The organism is Pedobacter caeni, from assembly GCF_900129215.1.
Lineage (GTDB): Bacteria > Bacteroidota > Bacteroidia > Sphingobacteriales > Sphingobacteriaceae > Pedobacter > Pedobacter caeni.
This window is the reverse complement of the sequence record NZ_FQUQ01000001.1, coordinates 536,048-553,923: the sequence shown is the minus strand read 5'-3', so window position 1 is coordinate 553,923 and position 17,876 is coordinate 536,048. Positions and strand designations below refer to the sequence as shown.

At 43.2% G+C, this 17,876-nt stretch carries 13 protein-coding genes; 5 read left to right on the top strand and 8 right to left on the bottom strand.

Annotated features, from left to right (window positions below; genetic code table 11):
* The first annotated feature begins 172 nt into the window (after positions 1-172).
* The 3 genes from BUC20_RS02210 (at position 173) to BUC20_RS02200 (ending at position 5,288) form a co-directional block, all read left to right on the top strand.
* Entirely contained in the window at positions 173-3,283 is a 3,111-nt protein-coding gene (locus BUC20_RS02210) for a SusC/RagA family TonB-linked outer membrane protein (RefSeq protein WP_073226843.1), read from the top strand.
* A 25-nt stretch (positions 3,284-3,308) separates the two neighbouring features.
* The gene (locus BUC20_RS02205; RefSeq protein ID WP_073229386.1) at positions 3,309-4,811 is read left to right on the top strand and encodes a RagB/SusD family nutrient uptake outer membrane protein; all 1,503 of its coding nucleotides are present in this window, start codon (positions 3,309-3,311) and stop codon (positions 4,809-4,811) included.
* A gap of 87 nt (positions 4,812-4,898) precedes the next feature.
* Positions 4,899-5,288, top strand: a complete 390-nt coding sequence (locus BUC20_RS02200; protein WP_073226842.1) for a ribosomal maturation YjgA family protein — start codon at positions 4,899-4,901, stop codon at positions 5,286-5,288.
* Here the strand turns inward: BUC20_RS02200 and BUC20_RS02195 are convergent.
* The 6 genes from BUC20_RS02195 to BUC20_RS02170 form a co-directional block, all read right to left on the bottom strand.
* Positions 5,281-6,753, bottom strand: a complete 1,473-nt coding sequence (locus BUC20_RS02195) for a serine hydrolase (protein ID WP_159441039.1) — start codon at positions 6,751-6,753, stop codon at positions 5,281-5,283. The two genes, BUC20_RS02200 and BUC20_RS02195, sit on opposite strands and share 8 nt — an antisense overlap.
* Positions 6,754-6,799: 46 nt before the next feature.
* Positions 6,800-7,255 carry an HAD family hydrolase gene (locus BUC20_RS02190; protein WP_073226836.1) on the bottom strand — a complete coding sequence of 152 codons (456 nt, stop codon included), beginning with the start codon at positions 7,253-7,255 and terminating at the stop codon, positions 6,800-6,802.
* Positions 7,256-7,409: 154 nt separating this feature from the next.
* A complete protein-coding gene (locus BUC20_RS02185) occupies positions 7,410-8,522 on the bottom strand; it encodes a PepSY-associated TM helix domain-containing protein (protein ID WP_159441038.1) in 1,113 nt (370 codons plus the stop codon).
* Positions 8,503-11,283 carry a TonB-dependent siderophore receptor gene (locus BUC20_RS02180; RefSeq protein WP_317042752.1) on the bottom strand — a complete coding sequence of 927 codons (2,781 nt, stop codon included), beginning with the start codon at positions 11,281-11,283 and terminating at the stop codon, positions 8,503-8,505. Before BUC20_RS02180 ends, BUC20_RS02185 begins: the two co-directional genes overlap by 20 nt.
* A gap of 35 nt (positions 11,284-11,318) precedes the next feature.
* Positions 11,319-12,293 carry a FecR family protein gene (locus BUC20_RS02175; RefSeq protein ID WP_073226831.1) on the bottom strand — a complete coding sequence of 325 codons (975 nt, stop codon included), beginning with the start codon at positions 12,291-12,293 and terminating at the stop codon, positions 11,319-11,321.
* 97 nt (positions 12,294-12,390) lie between these two features.
* Complete coding sequence (locus tag BUC20_RS02170; protein ID WP_143166672.1) at positions 12,391-12,945, bottom strand: RNA polymerase sigma-70 factor; 555 nt, start codon at positions 12,943-12,945, stop codon at positions 12,391-12,393.
* Positions 12,946-13,135: 190 nt separating this feature from the next.
* On the opposite strand from BUC20_RS02170, the gene BUC20_RS02165 reads away from it, so the two are divergent.
* Positions 13,136-13,534: a hypothetical protein gene (locus BUC20_RS02165; RefSeq protein WP_073226828.1), complete on the top strand. Its 399-nt coding sequence runs from the start codon at positions 13,136-13,138 to the stop codon at positions 13,532-13,534.
* 40 nt (positions 13,535-13,574) lie between these two features.
* Positions 13,575-15,002 (top strand): aminotransferase-like domain-containing protein, encoded by a 1,428-nt coding sequence (locus tag BUC20_RS02160; protein ID WP_234994428.1) that lies wholly within the window; start codon positions 13,575-13,577, stop codon positions 15,000-15,002.
* Here BUC20_RS02160 and BUC20_RS02155 read toward each other — a convergent pair.
* Together BUC20_RS02155 and BUC20_RS02150 are read right to left on the bottom strand one after the other, a co-directional pair.
* Entirely contained in the window at positions 14,999-16,447 is a 1,449-nt protein-coding gene (locus tag BUC20_RS02155) for an ATP-binding protein (RefSeq protein WP_234994427.1), read from the bottom strand. The two genes, BUC20_RS02160 and BUC20_RS02155, sit on opposite strands and share 4 nt — an antisense overlap.
* On the bottom strand, positions 16,444-17,859 hold the full coding sequence (locus BUC20_RS02150) for an eCIS core domain-containing protein (protein WP_073226823.1): 1,416 nt from the start codon (positions 17,857-17,859) through the stop codon (positions 16,444-16,446). Before BUC20_RS02150 ends, BUC20_RS02155 begins: the two co-directional genes overlap by 4 nt.
* Between the last annotated feature and the right edge of the window lie 17 nt (positions 17,860-17,876).

The following is a 17,876-nucleotide window of genomic DNA, read 5'->3' as shown; positions in this document are numbered from 1 at the left end:
CTGCAAAAGAAGATCCTACTGGCCAAAATAACTTAATGAATAGCAAATATTTGCTAATAATGGCAGTATTTTTTCAAATAACTTCATCAAAAAGCGGGATATCCTCTGTCAAAAATCGATTTTCTTCGGAGGTTTATCTTATTTAAACACTAACCAAATTAATCACCCAACTATGAACAAGCCAATCTCCCAGAGGCCTGATGGCCTGGCTTTGCGCCAAAAAATCATTTACCTTCTAGCCATCTTCTGTATGGTCTTTAATATCCAATTAACAGCCGCGACACTCCCCATTGATGTGCGGGGGAAAGTACAGGACGAAAAAGGTCTTGGAATTCCAGGGGCAAGTATAAAAGTAAAAAACACGGAAAAAACATCATCAACAGACAACGAGGGAAACTTTAGCATCAAGGGGCTTGCAGATGATGCCATCCTGGTCATTTCCTATATTGGTTACAAGACGAAAGAAGTAAAAGTCAGTTCCGGACTGATGACCATTAGTCTGGACCCCAGTTTACAGGATCTGGATGAGGTCGTAGTGGTCGGCTATGGAACAGTCAAAAAATCAGATTTAACTGGTGCTGTGGGTACTGTTAAGGCAGAAAGCCTGCAGGAACGCCCCTCTTCCTCCCTCAATCAAAGCCTTTCCGGCCGCGTATCGGGCGTAAACGTATCTTCTAATTCCGGAAGGCCCGGTGGAAGGGCTAATATCCGCATTCGTGGAACCAGTTCACTGACGGTTTCGAATAACCCCTTGTATGTCATCGATGGGGTTATCCTGAATCGCATAGACCTGAAAAATGGCAGTACGCCGATTGATTACCTCAATCCAAATGACATCGCTTCCATTGAAGTACTCAAGGATGCCTCTTCTACTGCAATTTATGGGGCACGTGGTGCCAATGGTGTCATCATGGTAACCACTAAGCGGGGAAGCTCAGCAGGCGGCTCCATTACCTATGATCCGGATTTCAGCATTGGTGTACTTCCAAAAAAATTAGCAGTCCTGAATTCAAAAGAGTTTCTGGCTGTAGAAGACCTCATTTACGCCAACGCACAAAAGTATGATCCCGTAGGATGGGCAACAGGCACAAAGTATAAAGATCCTAAACTCAAGCGGAATAATCCCAAATTGTTCGATGCACAAGGCAATCCCTTATACGATACAGATTGGCAGGACGAAACATTTCAGAAAGCCTTTACCCAGAACCATCAGCTTGGATTTACAGATGGGAATGAAAAAAGAAGCCTTGCAGCCTTTTTAAATTATCGCGATCAGGCCGGACTGGCACGTGGTTCATGGCAGAAAAGATATGCAGGAAGGTTTGTATTTGACAGTCAGCTGAAAGACTGGTTAAAAGTAGGTGGTACTATGGGGTATACCGATCAGAACGAAAAACAGGTCGATCAGCTTGGTGGCGGTGGCATCACCACGATGCGACAGGTGCTGGAAGCCCTCCCCATCATTCCTGTAAAATACGCAGACGGCTCCTGGGCCAGCAACAGGGATTATCCCGGAATGGAGGGTGGAGATAGTCCGCTTCGTGTGGCAGCAGACCGGATTTCCCTTTTACGTACCCAAACTTTTCTCGGTACCATTTATGCCAATATCCAGCTCGCTCCCGGACTGGAATTCAAATCCAATGTTGGTGCCAATATCATCGGCCAGAGAGAGGATTATTTTGCTGCAAAAGGGATGCAATATATTTCTGATAACGGAAATGCATCTGTCAACAACAACAGCTACAATTCCTGGCAAATTGAAAACTACCTGACTTACAACAAACAATTTGCTAAAATACACGCCTTGACGGCGATGGCCGGATTATCCTGGTCACATAATGACCGTTTTGAGAATCAGGCGAATACCCAGGGATTCAACGATCCGTATTTTCTGTTTAACAATCTTGGCGCAGGATCAAGTCCACAGCCCCCTTCCTCTATCAGGCAAGCAGAGGGACTAAATTCTTATTTTGCCCGCATCAATTACAGTCTCCGGAATAAATACCTCATCACTTTTACCGGACGCGCTGATGGATCTTCAAAATTCGGGGCCGAAAAACAATATGCCTTCTTTCCCTCTGCGGCACTGGCATGGAGGGTTATTGATGAAGACTTTATGAAAAGCATCCCTGCCATTTCCAACCTGAAGATCCGTGCCAGTTACGGAGCTACCGGTAACTCAGAGATTCCGCCCTACAGGGCACTTGCCGGAATGGGAAATTACAATGTGATTTTTAATGGAGAACGGAATATCGGAATTGGTACCGACAGGATGGCTAACCCTGAACTACAATGGGAAAAAACCAAACAAGTTGATTTCGGTCTGGAGCTTGGCTTGTTCTCCAACAGGTTGAATGTAGAACTGGACCTGTACCGGAGAAAGGTCGATGGAATGTTGCTCGACGCCCCACTCCCATTCAGCAGCGGATACGGTAGTATTTATTCAAATGTAGGCAGTATGGAAAACAAGGGGATCGAGTTTGGCCTCAATTCCAGCAATATCAAAACGGACAACTTTTCCTGGAATACCACCTTTAACATCTCCATTAACAAGAATAAGGTCCTTTCTCTGGTTGGCGGTGACATCTCCACATCTAATGGAATCATCAGGGTTGGTGAACCTGTGGGCTCCTTCTTCGGCAGGGTACATCTTGGAACCTGGGGTAGCAATGAAGCTGCAGAAGCAAAGAAATATAATATGTTACCGGGTGATGTAAAGTATAAAGACCTCAATAATGACGGCAAAATAAATGACCTCGACAGAACGATTATCGGCCGTGGAATCCCGGATGGTTTCGGGACCCTTCTGAACACTTTTCAATATAAAGCATGGTCGCTGACCGTAGATCTGCAATACATGTATGGTAATGATGTGCTCGACAGAAGTATACATTCTGCCGAAGACAGACAAGGGATCGCCAATAGCTATAAAACCGTACTCAATGCCTGGACGGAAACAAACCAGAATACCCCTATTGCCCAGATCCGGCCGATTAATGCTTACTATACGACCAATAACGACAGCCATAAGGTCACAGACGGATCCTTTATCCGCGGACGTAACTTATTACTGGCCTATACCTTCCCCTTAAAAACGCTGACTGCATTAAAACTAAGCCGCCTGAGGATATATGGTTCTGTTCAGAATTTCTTTGTTGCAACAAAGTTTAAGGGTTATGATCCGGAAGTTTCCAACTCCTCCTCACCTTTAGAACAAGGCCTTACCTTATATGACTACCCAAAACCAAGGGTATTTATGATGGGTCTCAACATTGGGTTATAAACGCACATCTTTTAAGAAAAAAATCATGAAAACAACAATAAAAATATATGGGTTTCTGCTCCTGACCACGGGTACTTTATGGACCACTGGTTGCAAAAAATTCTTAAATGAATCAGACCTCAGCAACTTTACCGTTGAAAATTATTTCACTAAACCTGAACACGCCAGGAGTTCGGTAAATGCAAGCTATGCAAGTCTCCGGGAGCCAATGAACAGTGGCTTTGGCGGCGGAGCCTGGACCATGACTGAATTTGCAACCGGACAGGCCGCAACAGATCTGGGGCAGGCTGTAGACAGCTATTTTGTGAAAGACCTGCAAAACACCGCTGATAACAATTATGGACTCAGTTACTGGCAAAACTACTACAAAGGCATCGGCAACGCGAACCTGTCTATCGCCAAAATACCAACAATTTCAATGGATGCTACAGAAGCAAAAAGACTGCTGGGCGAAGCTCATTTTATAAGGGCATGGTATTATTTTACCCTGGTTCAGTTATTCGGTAATATCCCCCTGATTACGGAGCCTATAGACTTGAAATCTCCTCAGTTAAGACCAACACAAGCTACTGCAGAAGAGGTGTATCAATTGATTGTAGCTGATCTGAAAACCGCAGAACTCTCAGGATTACCATGGGTTCAGCCTGGCGGACAAGCGAGCCTCGGTGCCGTAAAATCATTACTGGCAAAAGTATACCTTACGATGGCTGGTTATCCACTGCAAAAAGGAGCGGCATATTTTGACCTCGCGGCAAAAAAAGCAGAAGAAGTTCTCGATTCCAAACAATTCAAATTGTTTCAGACTTATGCAGACTTACATAATCCGGCAAAAAAGAATGTAGAGGAAAACATTTTTATGATCCAGAATAAGACACAAATGATCCCGGGAAACTGGCAGGAACTGATCATTCCTTACAATAAGAACATTTCGGCCTATTCTGCAGAAACAGGAGGCATTTATGCGACGGCCGACTTTGTGAAATCTTATGAACCTGCAGATTTAAGGGCAAAAGAAGGTCAGTTCTTTTTTACAAAATTTACAAATCAGGACAATAGAAATCTGGAGGTCGACCTGGGTGGCTATTTCCTGTATAAGCTTTTTGATGTTGCTGCACAAACCAGTACCGCAAACAGCGACCTGAACTGGTCATTGATCCGTTATGCGGACGTATTACTGATCTATGCAGAGGCATCCAACGAGGTTAACGGGCCTAACACTAAGGCCTATGAGGCAGTAAACCTCATCAGACAAAGAGCAAATCTGGGGGATTTAAGCGGCCTGGCCAAGGATCAGTTGCGGGAAGCCATCTGGCTTGAACGCTGGCATGAGCTCTGCTTTGAAAACGTAACCTGGTTTGATATGGCGCGCTTGCGTAAAGCCTTTAATGTGACGACTAAAGGTTTTGATAATTTTGTCGGCCATAAGTTCTCCTATGGCCCCGTGTTAACCGAAAGAGAACTGCTATTCCCGATTCCAAGCAGAGAACTGAGAAATAATACCAATCTGATCCCAACAAAAGGATATTAACCTTTCTTTTGAAAAGTTAACTTCTCTTTTGAATTTATACTCCTATATTTAAAAATCCAGACCGGTGGTCTGGATTTTTTATTTGGCATGAAATCACAACACACGAAAATAAGGTTCAAATATGCCTTGTTCATCCTTATCGTCATCGCTGCGGGCATCCTATCCAGAAAAACACCGTTAATCCCACTAATTGTCGGGGACCTTTTATACGCAGTGATGATGTTCCTGATCATCAGATTTCTGTTCATCAGATTAAGTTACCTCAAGACGGCGTTCATAAGTTTATCCATCTGTTACCTGATTGAGCTGAGCCAGCTTTACGATGCCACATGGTTCAATTCCATCAGAAATACAACCTTTGGAGGATTGGTCCTGGGACATGGTTTTCTCTGGGGTGACATGGCCGCCTATACCCTTGGAACTGCGATTTGTGTGATGCTGTTTCAGAAAATCAAGCCCTTTACCCCGGTTAATTGATCACAGCCTTACCTTTCAGGTGTTTCAGCATCCAGTGTGCATGCGGATTTTGAGGGTCTATACTCAGCAGTTGCTGATAGGTTGCAAGTGCCATTTTTTTCTTACCTGTCCGCGCCAGCAGGTCTGCTAATTTTTCATAGGTTTCAATGGACTTTGGATATTCCTTAAGGTTAAATCTGTACATCTTAATGGCATCAGCCCATTTACCGGCTTTTCTCAATTCATCACCTGCAGCGCCAAGTACATATTCGTCGAAGACAAAATCACTGCTTTTTAAAGTTTTAAGTTGTTCATATCTGGCGATTGCGACATCAGCACCTTTCTGCCGGGCAATGGGATTAATGGTATCCAGTAAAGCCCATTTATATTGGTATGGAATTAGCGGATAGCTGGAGTCCAGCATGTGATATGCAATATCCTTAACCTGGTTCAGCGAGTTTGTCAGTACCACAATTCCCCTTTTGTTCTTTTTATCGATAGCAACCAGAGAACTGTAACCAGCTGTTGCTCCGTCTTTCAGAAGTATTTGTTTACCATTGTCGTCAAACAGCGTCCATCCCAGGGTAATAAAAGCATTGTCATTGCCTTTTCTTAATTGTTTCACATGAGACAATTCCATGGCCGGATACAGGTCAGACTTCAGCAATCCTAAATTCGCCTCCACAAAGTTGAGCATATCGTTTACGTTAGACCTCAACGCACCGTTACCCGCCACTGCCGGCATGTCCCAGTTTGCAACAGGCTTTCCATAGGCATTATGCCCGATGGCCATATTTTTCTTAAGCGCTGGAGTTAAGGTAATAACCGTACTGTTCATTTTTAAGGGCGCACAAATCTGCTCCTTCACCAGACTTTCATAATCCTTACCCGATACTTTGCTGAGTACCTGTCCGAGCAAGGAATAGCCGGTATTGGAATACTGAAACGAAGAGCCGGGTTCCTGAGCCGGCTGAAACCTGGCTACATAATCGTACAATTGTTTCCTGGTGTAGTCCGCATAAGGATTTTCCAGATCCTTAGGGTAGCTGTTGTCAGGAAAACGCGGGAATCCTGAGGTATGGGTAAGCAGGTTCAACAGGGTAATTTCTCTTACCCTGCTACTAACAGGATTGAGCTCTGCGGGCAGGAATTTTAAAAGCGGATCAGTCAGCTGGAGTTGTTTCTTTAAACTCATATCGGCTATCATGATTCCAGTAACCACTTTCGTGATGGAACCAATTTCGTACTCCGTATCGCCATCCGGTAAACGACGGTCTTTATCGCTCAATACCCCGGCACTCAGGATATGCCTGCCATTGGCATCCACAATTCCAACAATAATGCTCTTACTCCGTTTATGCGCAACTTCATTTTTAATAATGTTAGAAATGCTATCCACAGATATTTGCCCTGATGCCCTGGCCGGATTCAGGAGGGCAATAAATAAGGCACAGGGCGTTATGAATTTCAGAAAGTTTTCAGACATGGTATGAACGGTTTTGGTATAAGGAAGAATACGAATATTCTTTGTATTAAGGTTTTTCGGTTTCCAGATCAACTTCAGCATTAAACAGATCAATCAGTTCTCTAAGCTCATCAAAGTCATTAAACAACAAGCCTCCTTTATTTTCAAATCCCTCTTTATCAGTACCATTCCTCCTTTCAAAAATCCAGAAATCTCCCTTCTTAGCCAATTCCATACCAACCTCATGGGTATCAACTATTGCACATTCAGAAAACTGAAGCCCAAAAGATTTAGCGGCATCCGGAAAACTTCCGGATTCACTGAAAATGTGTTGCGCTGTAAAAAAGGATGTTAAACCTGCTTTGCTTAGCACCTCTTCTATGTTTGCTTTGCTACTGTCCGAAAGAACAAGATAAGACAATTCCAGCTCTTTTAGCCCCTCTTTAGCCCCAGTGATCTGAATTAACTCTTCAAGGTTAAAGATAATGCACTTTATTTTCGATATTAAGGATGAATTCTTCATAGTGTTTTTACAAAAACCACCTTCTTTCAGCTTTGATGCCACGAATAGACAAAAACACAAATCATTGTATATCAACATATTAAATCCGATCACTTGCAGAGCTTATGTCCGATATTGAACAGCTACCGCACAATGCCGGACAGTCTGAACTATTTCAGATTTGTTTCTTTCCCTTTTTCCACCAGATTAAAAAACCTGTGACTGGCAAGGCTGCTGCTACCAATCCGGCAAGAAAAGCAAGTACTTTTCCGGTAAGTCCCAATGCACTTCCAGTATGCAGGTCGTAGTTCATAGAGATGAGTTGAGTTCCTAAGGGCTGCTTGTTAAATTCAAGCCCCTTTTGCAGCAATGTTCCGCTGTAACGGTCAAACCGGTACTGCACCCTATCATATAAGTTCATGTCGCTTTGATAGGCCGAGACATTCACCGTTCCGCTTTTAGCAGCTGGAAAATTGTATAGAAAATAGGCGGTTTCAGGGGATGCTTTCAATGCCTGGTCCAGAATGCGGTCTGCAGGCATCGCTCCTGCCATTTTTGTGGTATCGGACAATACCTTTGATTTCTTTTCAGTGGTCAATTCGAAAGACCACATCAATCCGGTCAGGGCAATTACCATCAGGATCAGCAAGCTATAAAAGCCAGACACATTGTGCAAATCATAATTTAACCGTTTGAATTTCGCTCCCCATTTGATGCTGAAACTTTTCTTCAGTTGTTTGCGTTTCCAATTTTTGGGCCACCACAACACCAGTCCTGAAATCAGTAAAATCACAAAACAAACCACCGACCATTGGACAATAAAATGGCCCACATTGTCGCCCATAAGCAGGTTCATATGCAAAGCCAGGACTACCGTAAAAAACTCCTTTTTGGCATTTTCTTTATAGACCACCTGTCCGGTATAAGGGTTCAGGTATACCTTATGGTAATATTCATAATAATTCCAATAGCCAAAGGCATTCCTGTTGAGTTTCATTGCGCGGAACATATAGGTACGGCCAGGTGCCTGTGAGAGTTCCCCACGTGAAATTTTGCGTTCCTTCCCCATGGCCTCTTCCGCTATAGGCAATAACTTACTCAGTGGTAATCTTGAGGCTCCTGCAGGAATTTCTACCCGAAGCCGGTCCTGGTACAACCATTCTTTGAGCTCATCAGCGAACGCATATATCGAACCACTAAGTCCCAGTATAAACACCACCAGCCCGGAAATTAATCCGAGCCAGAGGTGTAAAAAGCGTATGGTTTTCTTAAAGTTTAACTGTAACACTTGCAGCAATTGTTCTTGGCATTTGCGGACTCAATACCGTTTGGCCTGTAAAATATAATTCATTGGCTAAGTTATCAACCTTAACTCCGATCCTATAATGGGGTTTATCATAAAATACTGTTGCAGTTGCCATGATATAGGAAGGTAAAGTAAACACACCTGTAGTTTTGGAATTTGCATTTAAATGCTCACCGATATAATTTATTCCGGTACCAAGACCAAGACCTTTCAAATTACCGCGGGGAAGCGCATAACTGATCCATGAGTTGATCAATGTTTTTGGTCCTGCAGATGCTGGACGTCTTCCTTCCAAATTTTCGGTTGCTTTTATCAATTTACTATCATTATAACTGTAACCAGCAATAATGTTTAATCCTTCCAATGGATTCGCAATCAGTTCAAACTCTACTCCTTTACTTTTCTGTGTTCCATTTTGAACGCTGACCGTATAGTTTACACCGTTAACGGTCACCTGTTCAGTTCTGGTCATATTTGACACTTTAATGTCGTATACACTTGCAGTAAAGCTTAATTTACCCTCAAAAAGATCCATTTTTGCCCCTGCTTCAAACTGATTGGCCTGCTGAGGCTTGAATGTTCCTGAAACACCAGAACCTTCAGGTTGTGTTGGTGTAAGTACATTACTGAATCCGTTCATGTAATTTCCAAACAAAGAAACTTTATCTTTCAGTACCTGATAAACCAATCCCAGCTTTGGCGATACTGCAGTTTGCATATATGCACCTGAACGGACATTGGTCTTCAGGTTTAAGATTCCCTTGTTCTGAAAGCGGTCTACCCTTAAGCTTAACATGGCCATTAACCTGTCGTTAATATTGATCACGTCAGAAGCATAAGCACTGTAAATGTTGCTTTGCCCATTATCTATGGTTGGTAAGCCCTTACTCGCTGCCAGCTTGGCCATCGCGAAGTCATAGGAAATGTTTTTATATTTTGCATCTGCCGGATTCGTAGCATCTATCGTATCCAGTACAACATTAGGTGAATTGTCGTTCTTTGAGGTCTGATGCAGGTAATCCAAGCCAACAACCAGCCTGTTGCGTAAGCCCAGTACTTTAAAATCCCCAATAAAATTCTGTTGCAGGTTGGTCGCAGTATTGGTCGAATTGTATAAGGCAATGTTACGCTCCACTCCTGCATCAGTGTTCTTCAAACGAATAAATTCATACTGGTAAAAACCATCTGATTTACGTGAGTTACGTGAAAAAATGGTTTGTGAAGTCCACTGATTGGAAATCTTATAACTGACCTGCCCCTTAATATTCAGGGTCGGGTTTCTCATCACCAGATCATTACTGGTATAAGAACGGTTCCAGTCGTAATTCAATTCCTGTGGGGTTCTGTCGAAGAACTGACGGCTACGGTTCATAAAAATCACTGAAGGACTGGTCCCCTTCAGCTGATAATAGCCAAGATTCATGCTGACATTCAGTTTTTCATTCACACGGTATTCCAATGCCGGTGCAATAAAAATCGATTTTCTGAATCCTGCATCCTGAAAAGAATTCTGATTCTGATAAGCCCCGTTCATTCTGAACAACAGCTTTTTATCCTTTGTTACGGGACCATATACATCCGCACTGACACGGTTCAGTCCGTAACTACCTCCTGTATAATTCACTTCAGCTCCAATCGTGTCTATTGGCTTTTTAGTTACGATGTTGATCAGTCCACCAAAGGAAACCACTGTACCGCCAAACAATGTACCTGAAGGCCCTTTTATCAGTTCTACACGTTCCACATTTGCAGGATCAATTTCACCGTTGGTCTGGGCCGGCATACCATCAGTTAAAGAAGCCGTTGTAGCAAACCCCCGCATACTGTATGCTGAAGCACCATCAGTGGCAATGCCCCTGCTTCCCTGGATTTTGTATACACCAGGGCTATTTTTTAGCGCCATACTGAACTCCGTCACCATCTGCTCTGTTAGTAATGTTTTAGGGATGGTGGTATATACCTGTGGATTTTCCAGGTTTCCCAAAGGCATTTTTGAGGAAGTGGTAGTTCTTTTCACAGAATACTTATTGGTGCTTCCACCATTAATGACCACTTCTTCCAGCTGTTCGTTGCTCTCTGCCAAGGTATAATTTACAGAAACAGTCTCTCCGGCAACGACCTTCACCTCTTTCTCCTGCACACCTAAACCTACAAAACTGGCAATCAGTTTATAGTTACCGGCCTCGATATCTTTTAACAGGTAATTCCCTCTTGCATCTACCTGTGCACTTTTTAAGCCTTTAATACCTACAGTAACAAATTCGGCTGCTTTTCCATCTTTTGTTCTCACTATCCCTTTAATGCTTCCTTTACCATCAGAAGTCCGAATGGTTACCTGCGTACCTTTTACACTCAATCCTTTTAGCTCCGTACCCAATAAATCAGTTAAGGCTTCCTTCAAAGGTTTCTGCTTAAAATCTATATTTACTTTACGTCTTACATTCAACTGTGTGCTGCTGTAAGAAAATTGTATTCCCGTTCCCCTGGTAATGGCAGCCAGCGCATCTGCCAGGCTTACATTGCTTAACTGCAGGGTTACCGGTTTATCCAGCACCTGGCTTTGCTGTCCATAGCTGATATTGGGCAGGTATAAGATGCTGAAAATTAAAATCAGGAATTTTACGAATTGTTTCTTCTGGGTACGTCCTTTGTACATACTTTTGTTAGTTGTTAAATTAATGATGAATTGATTTTTCAATAGCCCGGTATGAAGTTTGCCGACTGAAACCGGGTTTATTTTCATTTGAATTGTATTTGTTGCTAAAGTTGGTGAAGTGATCAATAAAGAATAAATGTCTTTCCATTTTGTCTGTAACTGAACTTCATTGCAAAACCCATGCTCTCCATCACCTCTTTCAGTGAGGGATTCTTAAAGCTTCCGGTATAACGCTCATGAAGTAATTCTTTTTTGTCAATAATGATTTTCACATCATACCAGCGTTCGAGGATTTCCCGGGCCTCACTGATGGTCAGGTTATCCAGGAGCAATTCATTGTCTTTCCATGCCATGTATTTACCGGCATATACCTCTGCTGTTTTCAGGAATGGAGCTCCAGCTGAGACATCAAAAACACCCCTTTTATTGGCGGTAAGGATCAATGCCCCCTGACTTGAATTCCCGGAGAATTTCACTTTTCCCTCTTCCACAACAACGGAAGTAGCTGTTTCTGTGGTCAGGGCCCTCAGGTTAAACTTTGTGCCCAACACCTGGATCTTTGTTTTTTTGGTATGAATGATAAAAGGTTTTGACGGATCTTTTGCGACGCTGAAATAGGCTTCTCCACTAAAATTCAATTCTCTGAGACTGCCATTAAAAAGCGCTGGAAAACGCAAAGTACTTTCTGAATTCAGCCAGGCCACCGTCCCGTCGGGCAGGATTACGCTCAGCTTCTGCCCTTTCCGTGTTTTTATCTCTTTATATGCTATGGTCTGGTTTTGAGCCCCATTTTTCCAATCCCTATTTGAGTAGAAGAATAAAGATATTCCTATCACCAGTGCGATACAGGCAGCAAGCTGCCAAAACAGGTGGTAATTCCTCAGTTTAACACCAGCAACAGGTTCAGGTCCTGCCGTAATATGATAGCGGTCTGAAATCTTCCTCCAGCCTTTATCCCCGATTGCCTTTAAATCGGCATTCTCCGGAAAGCTTGTTTCGACTTCTTCTGAATCCAGCCATTGCTCAACCTTCCGCTGCTCTTCCGGGCTGCATTTACCCTGATGATAGCGTTCTATAACTTCCTTACTAACCTTCATAAAATGTGAGGCTTCCCTATGCGCCTATATACCTTAAGCCGGATAAGTATGGGTTTTCCCTAGGTGGAAATCTTAAAAAAAACAGATTATTTTATAACTACCTGAATTCCTGTAAATTAATTCTCAAAAAACTGAATGCTTTATACAGGTGGTACTCTACTGTTTTTTCAGAAATAAGAAGTGCCGCGGCAATCGCTTTATTGTTCATGCCCTGCTCCTGACTTAATCTGTAAACCTCGCGACAACGGCAGGGCAACTCATCAAGCAGCAGGTTAAGGCTTCCGTTCAGTTCGTTGAACAAAACCTGCTCCTCAGTACAATTCCTTGAACAACAGGTGCTGTGCAATGCACAATCAATGTATTCCCGGCGACTGTTGCTGGTCCGCAGATAGTCAAAAGCTTCGAGTTTTGCCGCCCTGTTCAAATACTGTTCAATCGTAGTTCTGATCATGATTTTCTCTTTCCGCTCCCAAAGCGACGCAAACAAATCCTGACTGATCTCTTCAGCAACTTCTTCATCCTGGGTATAATGAAAGATGATTCCGAAGACATTCTTCCAGCAATTCTGATAGATTTGTGCAAAGCCACGCTCATCCATATGCTGAACGTTGAGGTGATGGTATTGACCCGGATTGGAATTAGATAGTGACACTTGATCAAATTTCCCCAAAGCTAACAATTAACTGGAATCAATCTAAATAAAATAACAACAATATTCTTTTTTTGGCGAATAGCTGAATCATCAATGAATCACCCGGAGCATCTGTACCCTAAAACATACTCATTTCTGTGTCTGTATCTAAATACCCTTTATCACTAATTTTGTGGTCAAATAACAGGCCATGAAGGAACAAAATGATAAAAACAAGCAGCTGGAATTTCGAAAAGTGTATCTGTCCGATATGAGATCTGTCATTAATATGTATCAAAAGACAAATCAGGATTCCAGTACCCATGATCAAACGAAAAAAGACAAAACAATAAGACTCACCACAGACTTTGGTCTTCCCTTAAGTGTTGCCAGCAAAGAAAATGAAGTCGTAGGTTTTGCGGCTGTTCATATCAATGCCTCCGGAGAATTGATATGGGACTCCAGTGCTGACGATTTAAACATAGAACATCAACTGATAGAACAAGCCAAAATAACGCTTTATGACACTTTTGAAAACGTACAGAAAGACCATAGCAAACTGAAGATCTCCATTGAGAAACTGGTAGACTGGCTAAATACCTGTCAATAAAAACAACAGACACATTTTTTGTAATTTTACCCGATAGCACATGATCGCTCAAATGAAGAAAGAATCTTTATACGTTAGAATTGCAAAAGTAATGGAGGAGCAGATTGCAAGCAAAACGTTGAAGCTTGGTGATAAACTCCCTTCCATCCGGACGATACAAAAGACTTATAATGTAAGCCTCAATACCGTAAAGCAAGCCTACCTGGAACTGGAAAGCAAATCGCTTATAGAGCCAAGGGCCAAGTCCGGATATTTTGTGAGCATGGCCTCCATGAGGAAGTTTCCGCTTCCCTCTGTAGGGGAGCTTAAGACCACTGCTATTGAAAAACATCCCGAAGACCTGATCAGTAAAGTTTTCCATACGCTGGAAGATCCCAGGATTACGCAGTTTTCATTGGGTGTGCCGGACAAAAACCTGTTGCCTACTGCGAAGCTGAACAAAGGAGTGATTAATATGGTACGAAAATGGCCGGAAATCGGAACCACTTACGAACCGATGCAGGGGAACATTAACCTCAGAAGGGCTGTGGCCAAATGGTCCCTGGTGTTGGAAGGAAAATTGAATGAAGATGATTTCGTGACCACATCGGGTGCGATGAATGCCATTTTCAACTGCCTGATGGCGGTGACTAAGCCGGGGGATACGGTTGCGATCGAAACTCCGGTTTATTTCGGCACTCTTCAAATCATCAAATCATTGGGATTAAAAGCCATCGAGATTCCTACACATCCGGTAACGGGTGTGGACCTGGAAGCCTTAAAGAAAGTATTACCCCGCATCAATGCCTGTTGTTTCGTAACCAATTTCAGCAACCCATTGGGTTGTCTGATGCCTGATGAGCACAAAAAAGAGCTGGTGCGCATGCTGACCGAACAGGATATTCCTTTGATCGAAGACGACTTATACGGTAATCTTTTCTTTGGCGCTTCCAGACCTAAACCATGTAAATACTATGACGAAGCAGGAATTGTCATGTGGTGTGGCTCTGTCTCTAAAACACTTGCGCCGGGCTATCGTGTGGGTTGGGTAGCTCCCGGAAAGTACAAAGAGCAAGTGATCAGGCAAAAGTTTTTGCATACCATCTCCAGTCCTTCCCTGTATCAGGAAGTGGTGGCTGATTTTATGGAGCATGGTCGCTATGACCACCATTTGCGAACCATCAGAAGCAAACTTTACACCAATAATCTGAAGTATCAGGGTGCCATAGAAGCCTACTTCCCGAAGAACACCAAAATCGCACAGCCACAGGGTGGTTTTATGTTGTGGCTGGAGCTGGATCAAAAGATCGACACGGCAGAGCTCTACGACCGGGCATTACAACAAAACATCAGTTTTGCTCCAGGCAGGATGTTCAGTCAGTATGACCAGTACAACAATTGCATGCGGTTAAATTATGGTTTGGAATGGAATACCAAACTGGATACAGACCTTAAGCGACTGGGGAAAATCCTGAAAACTGCCCTTTAACTAAAGGGTTTTCCTTCCTTGAGCAATTCTTTCTTTATGCCATATAACACATCTGCTAAATAGATGGTCTTTTTGCCTTTGTGCGCTCTCGACCTTTCCAATGCTTTAATGCTGGCATAATGAACCACATTGACGATACAACCGCCTGAAAGTGCATAACTCTTTACCAGTTCCGGGACGTCAACTTCTTCCTCCTGTCCATTACAGAAAGACACCTCCTCCGGAAAAGCCAGTCTCCATATTTCTGCACGTTCATTAGCCTCCGGAACGCTGAATTTCAGAATGGAGTTAAACCTGCGGATAAAAGCATCATCAATATTGTTTTTCATATTGGTGGCCAGAATTACCATTCCATTATAATCTTCAATACGTTGCAAAAGATAAGAAACCTCCTGGTTCGCATATTTATCATGGGCATCCCTCACATTGGTTCTCTTTCCAAACAAGGCATCAGCCTCATCAAAAAACAGGATCCAGCCTTTATCTTCCGCTCTTGCAAAAAGGAGTTCCAGATTTTTCTCTGTTTCCCCGATATATTTGGAAACGACCATAGAAAGGTCGATCCGATAAACATCCTTACCCACCTCTTTACCCAATAAGCCTGCAGTAAAAGTTTTACCGGTTCCTGAGGGGCCATAGAGCAAAGTCCGGTATCCCTTTCTTAAACGATCTCCCATGCCCCATTCTGCCACCAGCTGGTCGTTGTATTTCAACCAGCTTTTCAGTTCATTGATCTGCTCTTTAAGTTCTTCATTGATCACCAGATCCTCCCAGTTCAGGTCGGTATGGATCAGTTTTGCCGGAAAGCTCATGCTGAACCTTGGCGGAATGGTTTTGCCATAGATGAAAGTATCCAGATATTCGGGTGAGATGATAATTTTACCACTCATTGCAGGTTCTCCATAGCTACGGTCGTCCAACCATAAGACCTTGTTTTTATCAAACAGGTGATCTGCCCAGAACAGTTCCTGAATGGCTAAACGTTTCTCATAATCATCACCCCCCAGAAGAAACAAAGCTGTTTCTCCAGTTGGAAGGAAGCCCCGGAAGTCCTTTCCTCTCACTCCCCCTATTCTTTGAAAATCTCCTGAATTCTGAAGTTTGGAACCAATCACCCGGTCGAATAAATCAGATTGAAGGTGTGGGGCAAGGCCGATTAACAGTAAAACAGCTTCATCCCCGCTGAGTATATGTTTCTCTATGTAACCGGATAGTGGAGCGGACCATTTATTTACCTCTAAAACCGGCTTTGCTGTATTTTCATCTGAAGGAAACCATGCGCTCAAACGATACAGGATCAGCTGCTCCAGATACCTCAGTTCTTCAGGAGCGTTCCGGTCTGTAAAGGTCTTAAAAGTAGCCGTTTCAGGGCTGGTATGGTTAGGGTTCATATCGTTGGAGATTAGCATTTTCTTAAATAGTAATCGTAAATTCAGTGCCTTCATGGTTTAACTGCCGTTTTACAATTTTTCCGGTCGTCGGGATTCACCAGTTTGGCTGTCAGCGCATGGGCTCCCATGGTTGCTTCTACTTTTGAAGGTTCCAGCAGGTTGTCCAGCTGCTCTTTAATTTTATCATTTCCGGAAGCTAAAGGTGTTTTTAGTTCTATTTTTTTGTTTGTGAACAGGAAAGACAGTAAGGAAAGCAGGCGGTTCCCCAATCCGGCCACTTTTTTATTTTGTTTCCCATATTTGGCAAAGGTGCTTTCCAACGCTTTTTTATCGGTTTGAAACGCTTCTTTGGCACTGGCAAAAAACTCGTCGACATCGGTAGGATGCTCCGCTCTTCCACCGGGGCTCCATTCTGTAGGATCAACAATCATATTTGCCGTGATTTGATGGTCCTTATCTTTTTTTAAACTGATCTCCCTGAGCTGAAGAAAGATGTCGGTCAGGTTTAGCACCCAGTCTTCAGATGTAATACTTTTGTTCATCGTTTCGGTCTTATTGTGACTCAGGTAATGAAAAACAGCATGTCCCATTTCATGACTGATGGAGGGCAGATTGGCATCAGCAGGATCAATCATCAGTGTCGGTTCTCCTTTAAAAAGCGCGAACCTGGTCGTATTTGGGGAGATGATACAGTTTTTGACCTTGAATGACTCCATGGGAATGGTTTTATTATCGGCTTCAATCCTTGCAGCAATATCTTTTACAGCAGCAATGGAATTGCGTTGTTTTTCCCCCATACCAATTAAGATGCGGAGGCTGCCAACTTTATGCTCTTCAAAGAAATAATCACCCCAGGTGCATGGCAGTTTCAGATTTTCCGGGATGGCATCCCTCTGGATTTGCTGGGCAATATTTTTGCCGCCATTCTGCTGTACCACATGGGTCAGCTCATGGGCTAAGAGAAATTTGCCTTTGCTGCTATGGGGATCAAACTTCCCCTCATTAAAATAAATGTCATTACCAAGGGTAAAGGCCTGTGCCTGTAATTCTTTACTCATACCAGCAGCTTCCCTGTTGTCATGAATCCTGACTTTAGCAAAGTCCAGCCCGAAAGAACTGTTCATCTCCTGAAGTGTATTTTTTGGCAGGGAGTTTCCCTTTCCGGCTGAATTCTGCAACTGTGTGCTCAGCTGAGGAGATACCGTTGCAGCATTCCCTTCCCCTTTGGTTTGAACCTTAACGGAACTACTTTTCTCTTCTTCTTTTTTTTCTCCCTCAGCAGCCGGCATTGCTTTTTCCTGAATTTCTTTATCATGCGCCATCCGGGCATCGTTGGTACTGAACTGCTCATCCTCCACAGGTGTAGCCAGACGCTGTACATTTTGCGGAGTGAAAAATGGTTTCGGCTTATTGTCGTCATGCGTATGTGCATTGCGCTGGCGATATACTCTTGAATTGTAAGACATAACCTTAAAATTTAATG

Coding starts and splice junctions, on each gene's coding strand:
- BUC20_RS02210 (WP_073226843.1), top strand. CDS start 173: ATGAACAAGCCAATCTCCCAGAGGCCTGATGGCCTGGCTTTGCGCCAA.
- BUC20_RS02150 (WP_073226823.1), bottom strand. CDS start 17,859: ATGTCTTACAATTCAAGAGTATATCGCCAGCGCAATGCACATACGCAT.
- BUC20_RS02160 (WP_234994428.1), top strand. CDS start 13,575: ATGATCGCTCAAATGAAGAAAGAATCTTTATACGTTAGAATTGCAAAA.
- BUC20_RS02165 (WP_073226828.1), top strand. CDS start 13,136: ATGAAGGAACAAAATGATAAAAACAAGCAGCTGGAATTTCGAAAAGTG.
- BUC20_RS02200 (WP_073226842.1), top strand. CDS start 4,899: ATGAAATCACAACACACGAAAATAAGGTTCAAATATGCCTTGTTCATC.
- BUC20_RS02180 (WP_317042752.1), bottom strand. CDS start 11,283: ATGAAAATAAACCCGGTTTCAGTCGGCAAACTTCATACCGGGCTATTG.
- BUC20_RS02155 (WP_234994427.1), bottom strand. CDS start 16,447: ATGAAGGCACTGAATTTACGATTACTATTTAAGAAAATGCTAATCTCC.
- BUC20_RS02190 (WP_073226836.1), bottom strand. CDS start 7,255: ATGAAGAATTCATCCTTAATATCGAAAATAAAGTGCATTATCTTTAAC.
- BUC20_RS02175 (WP_073226831.1), bottom strand. CDS start 12,293: ATGAAGGTTAGTAAGGAAGTTATAGAACGCTATCATCAGGGTAAATGC.
- BUC20_RS02195 (WP_159441039.1), bottom strand. CDS start 6,753: ATGTCTGAAAACTTTCTGAAATTCATAACGCCCTGTGCCTTATTTATT.
- BUC20_RS02205 (WP_073229386.1), top strand. CDS start 3,309: ATGAAAACAACAATAAAAATATATGGGTTTCTGCTCCTGACCACGGGT.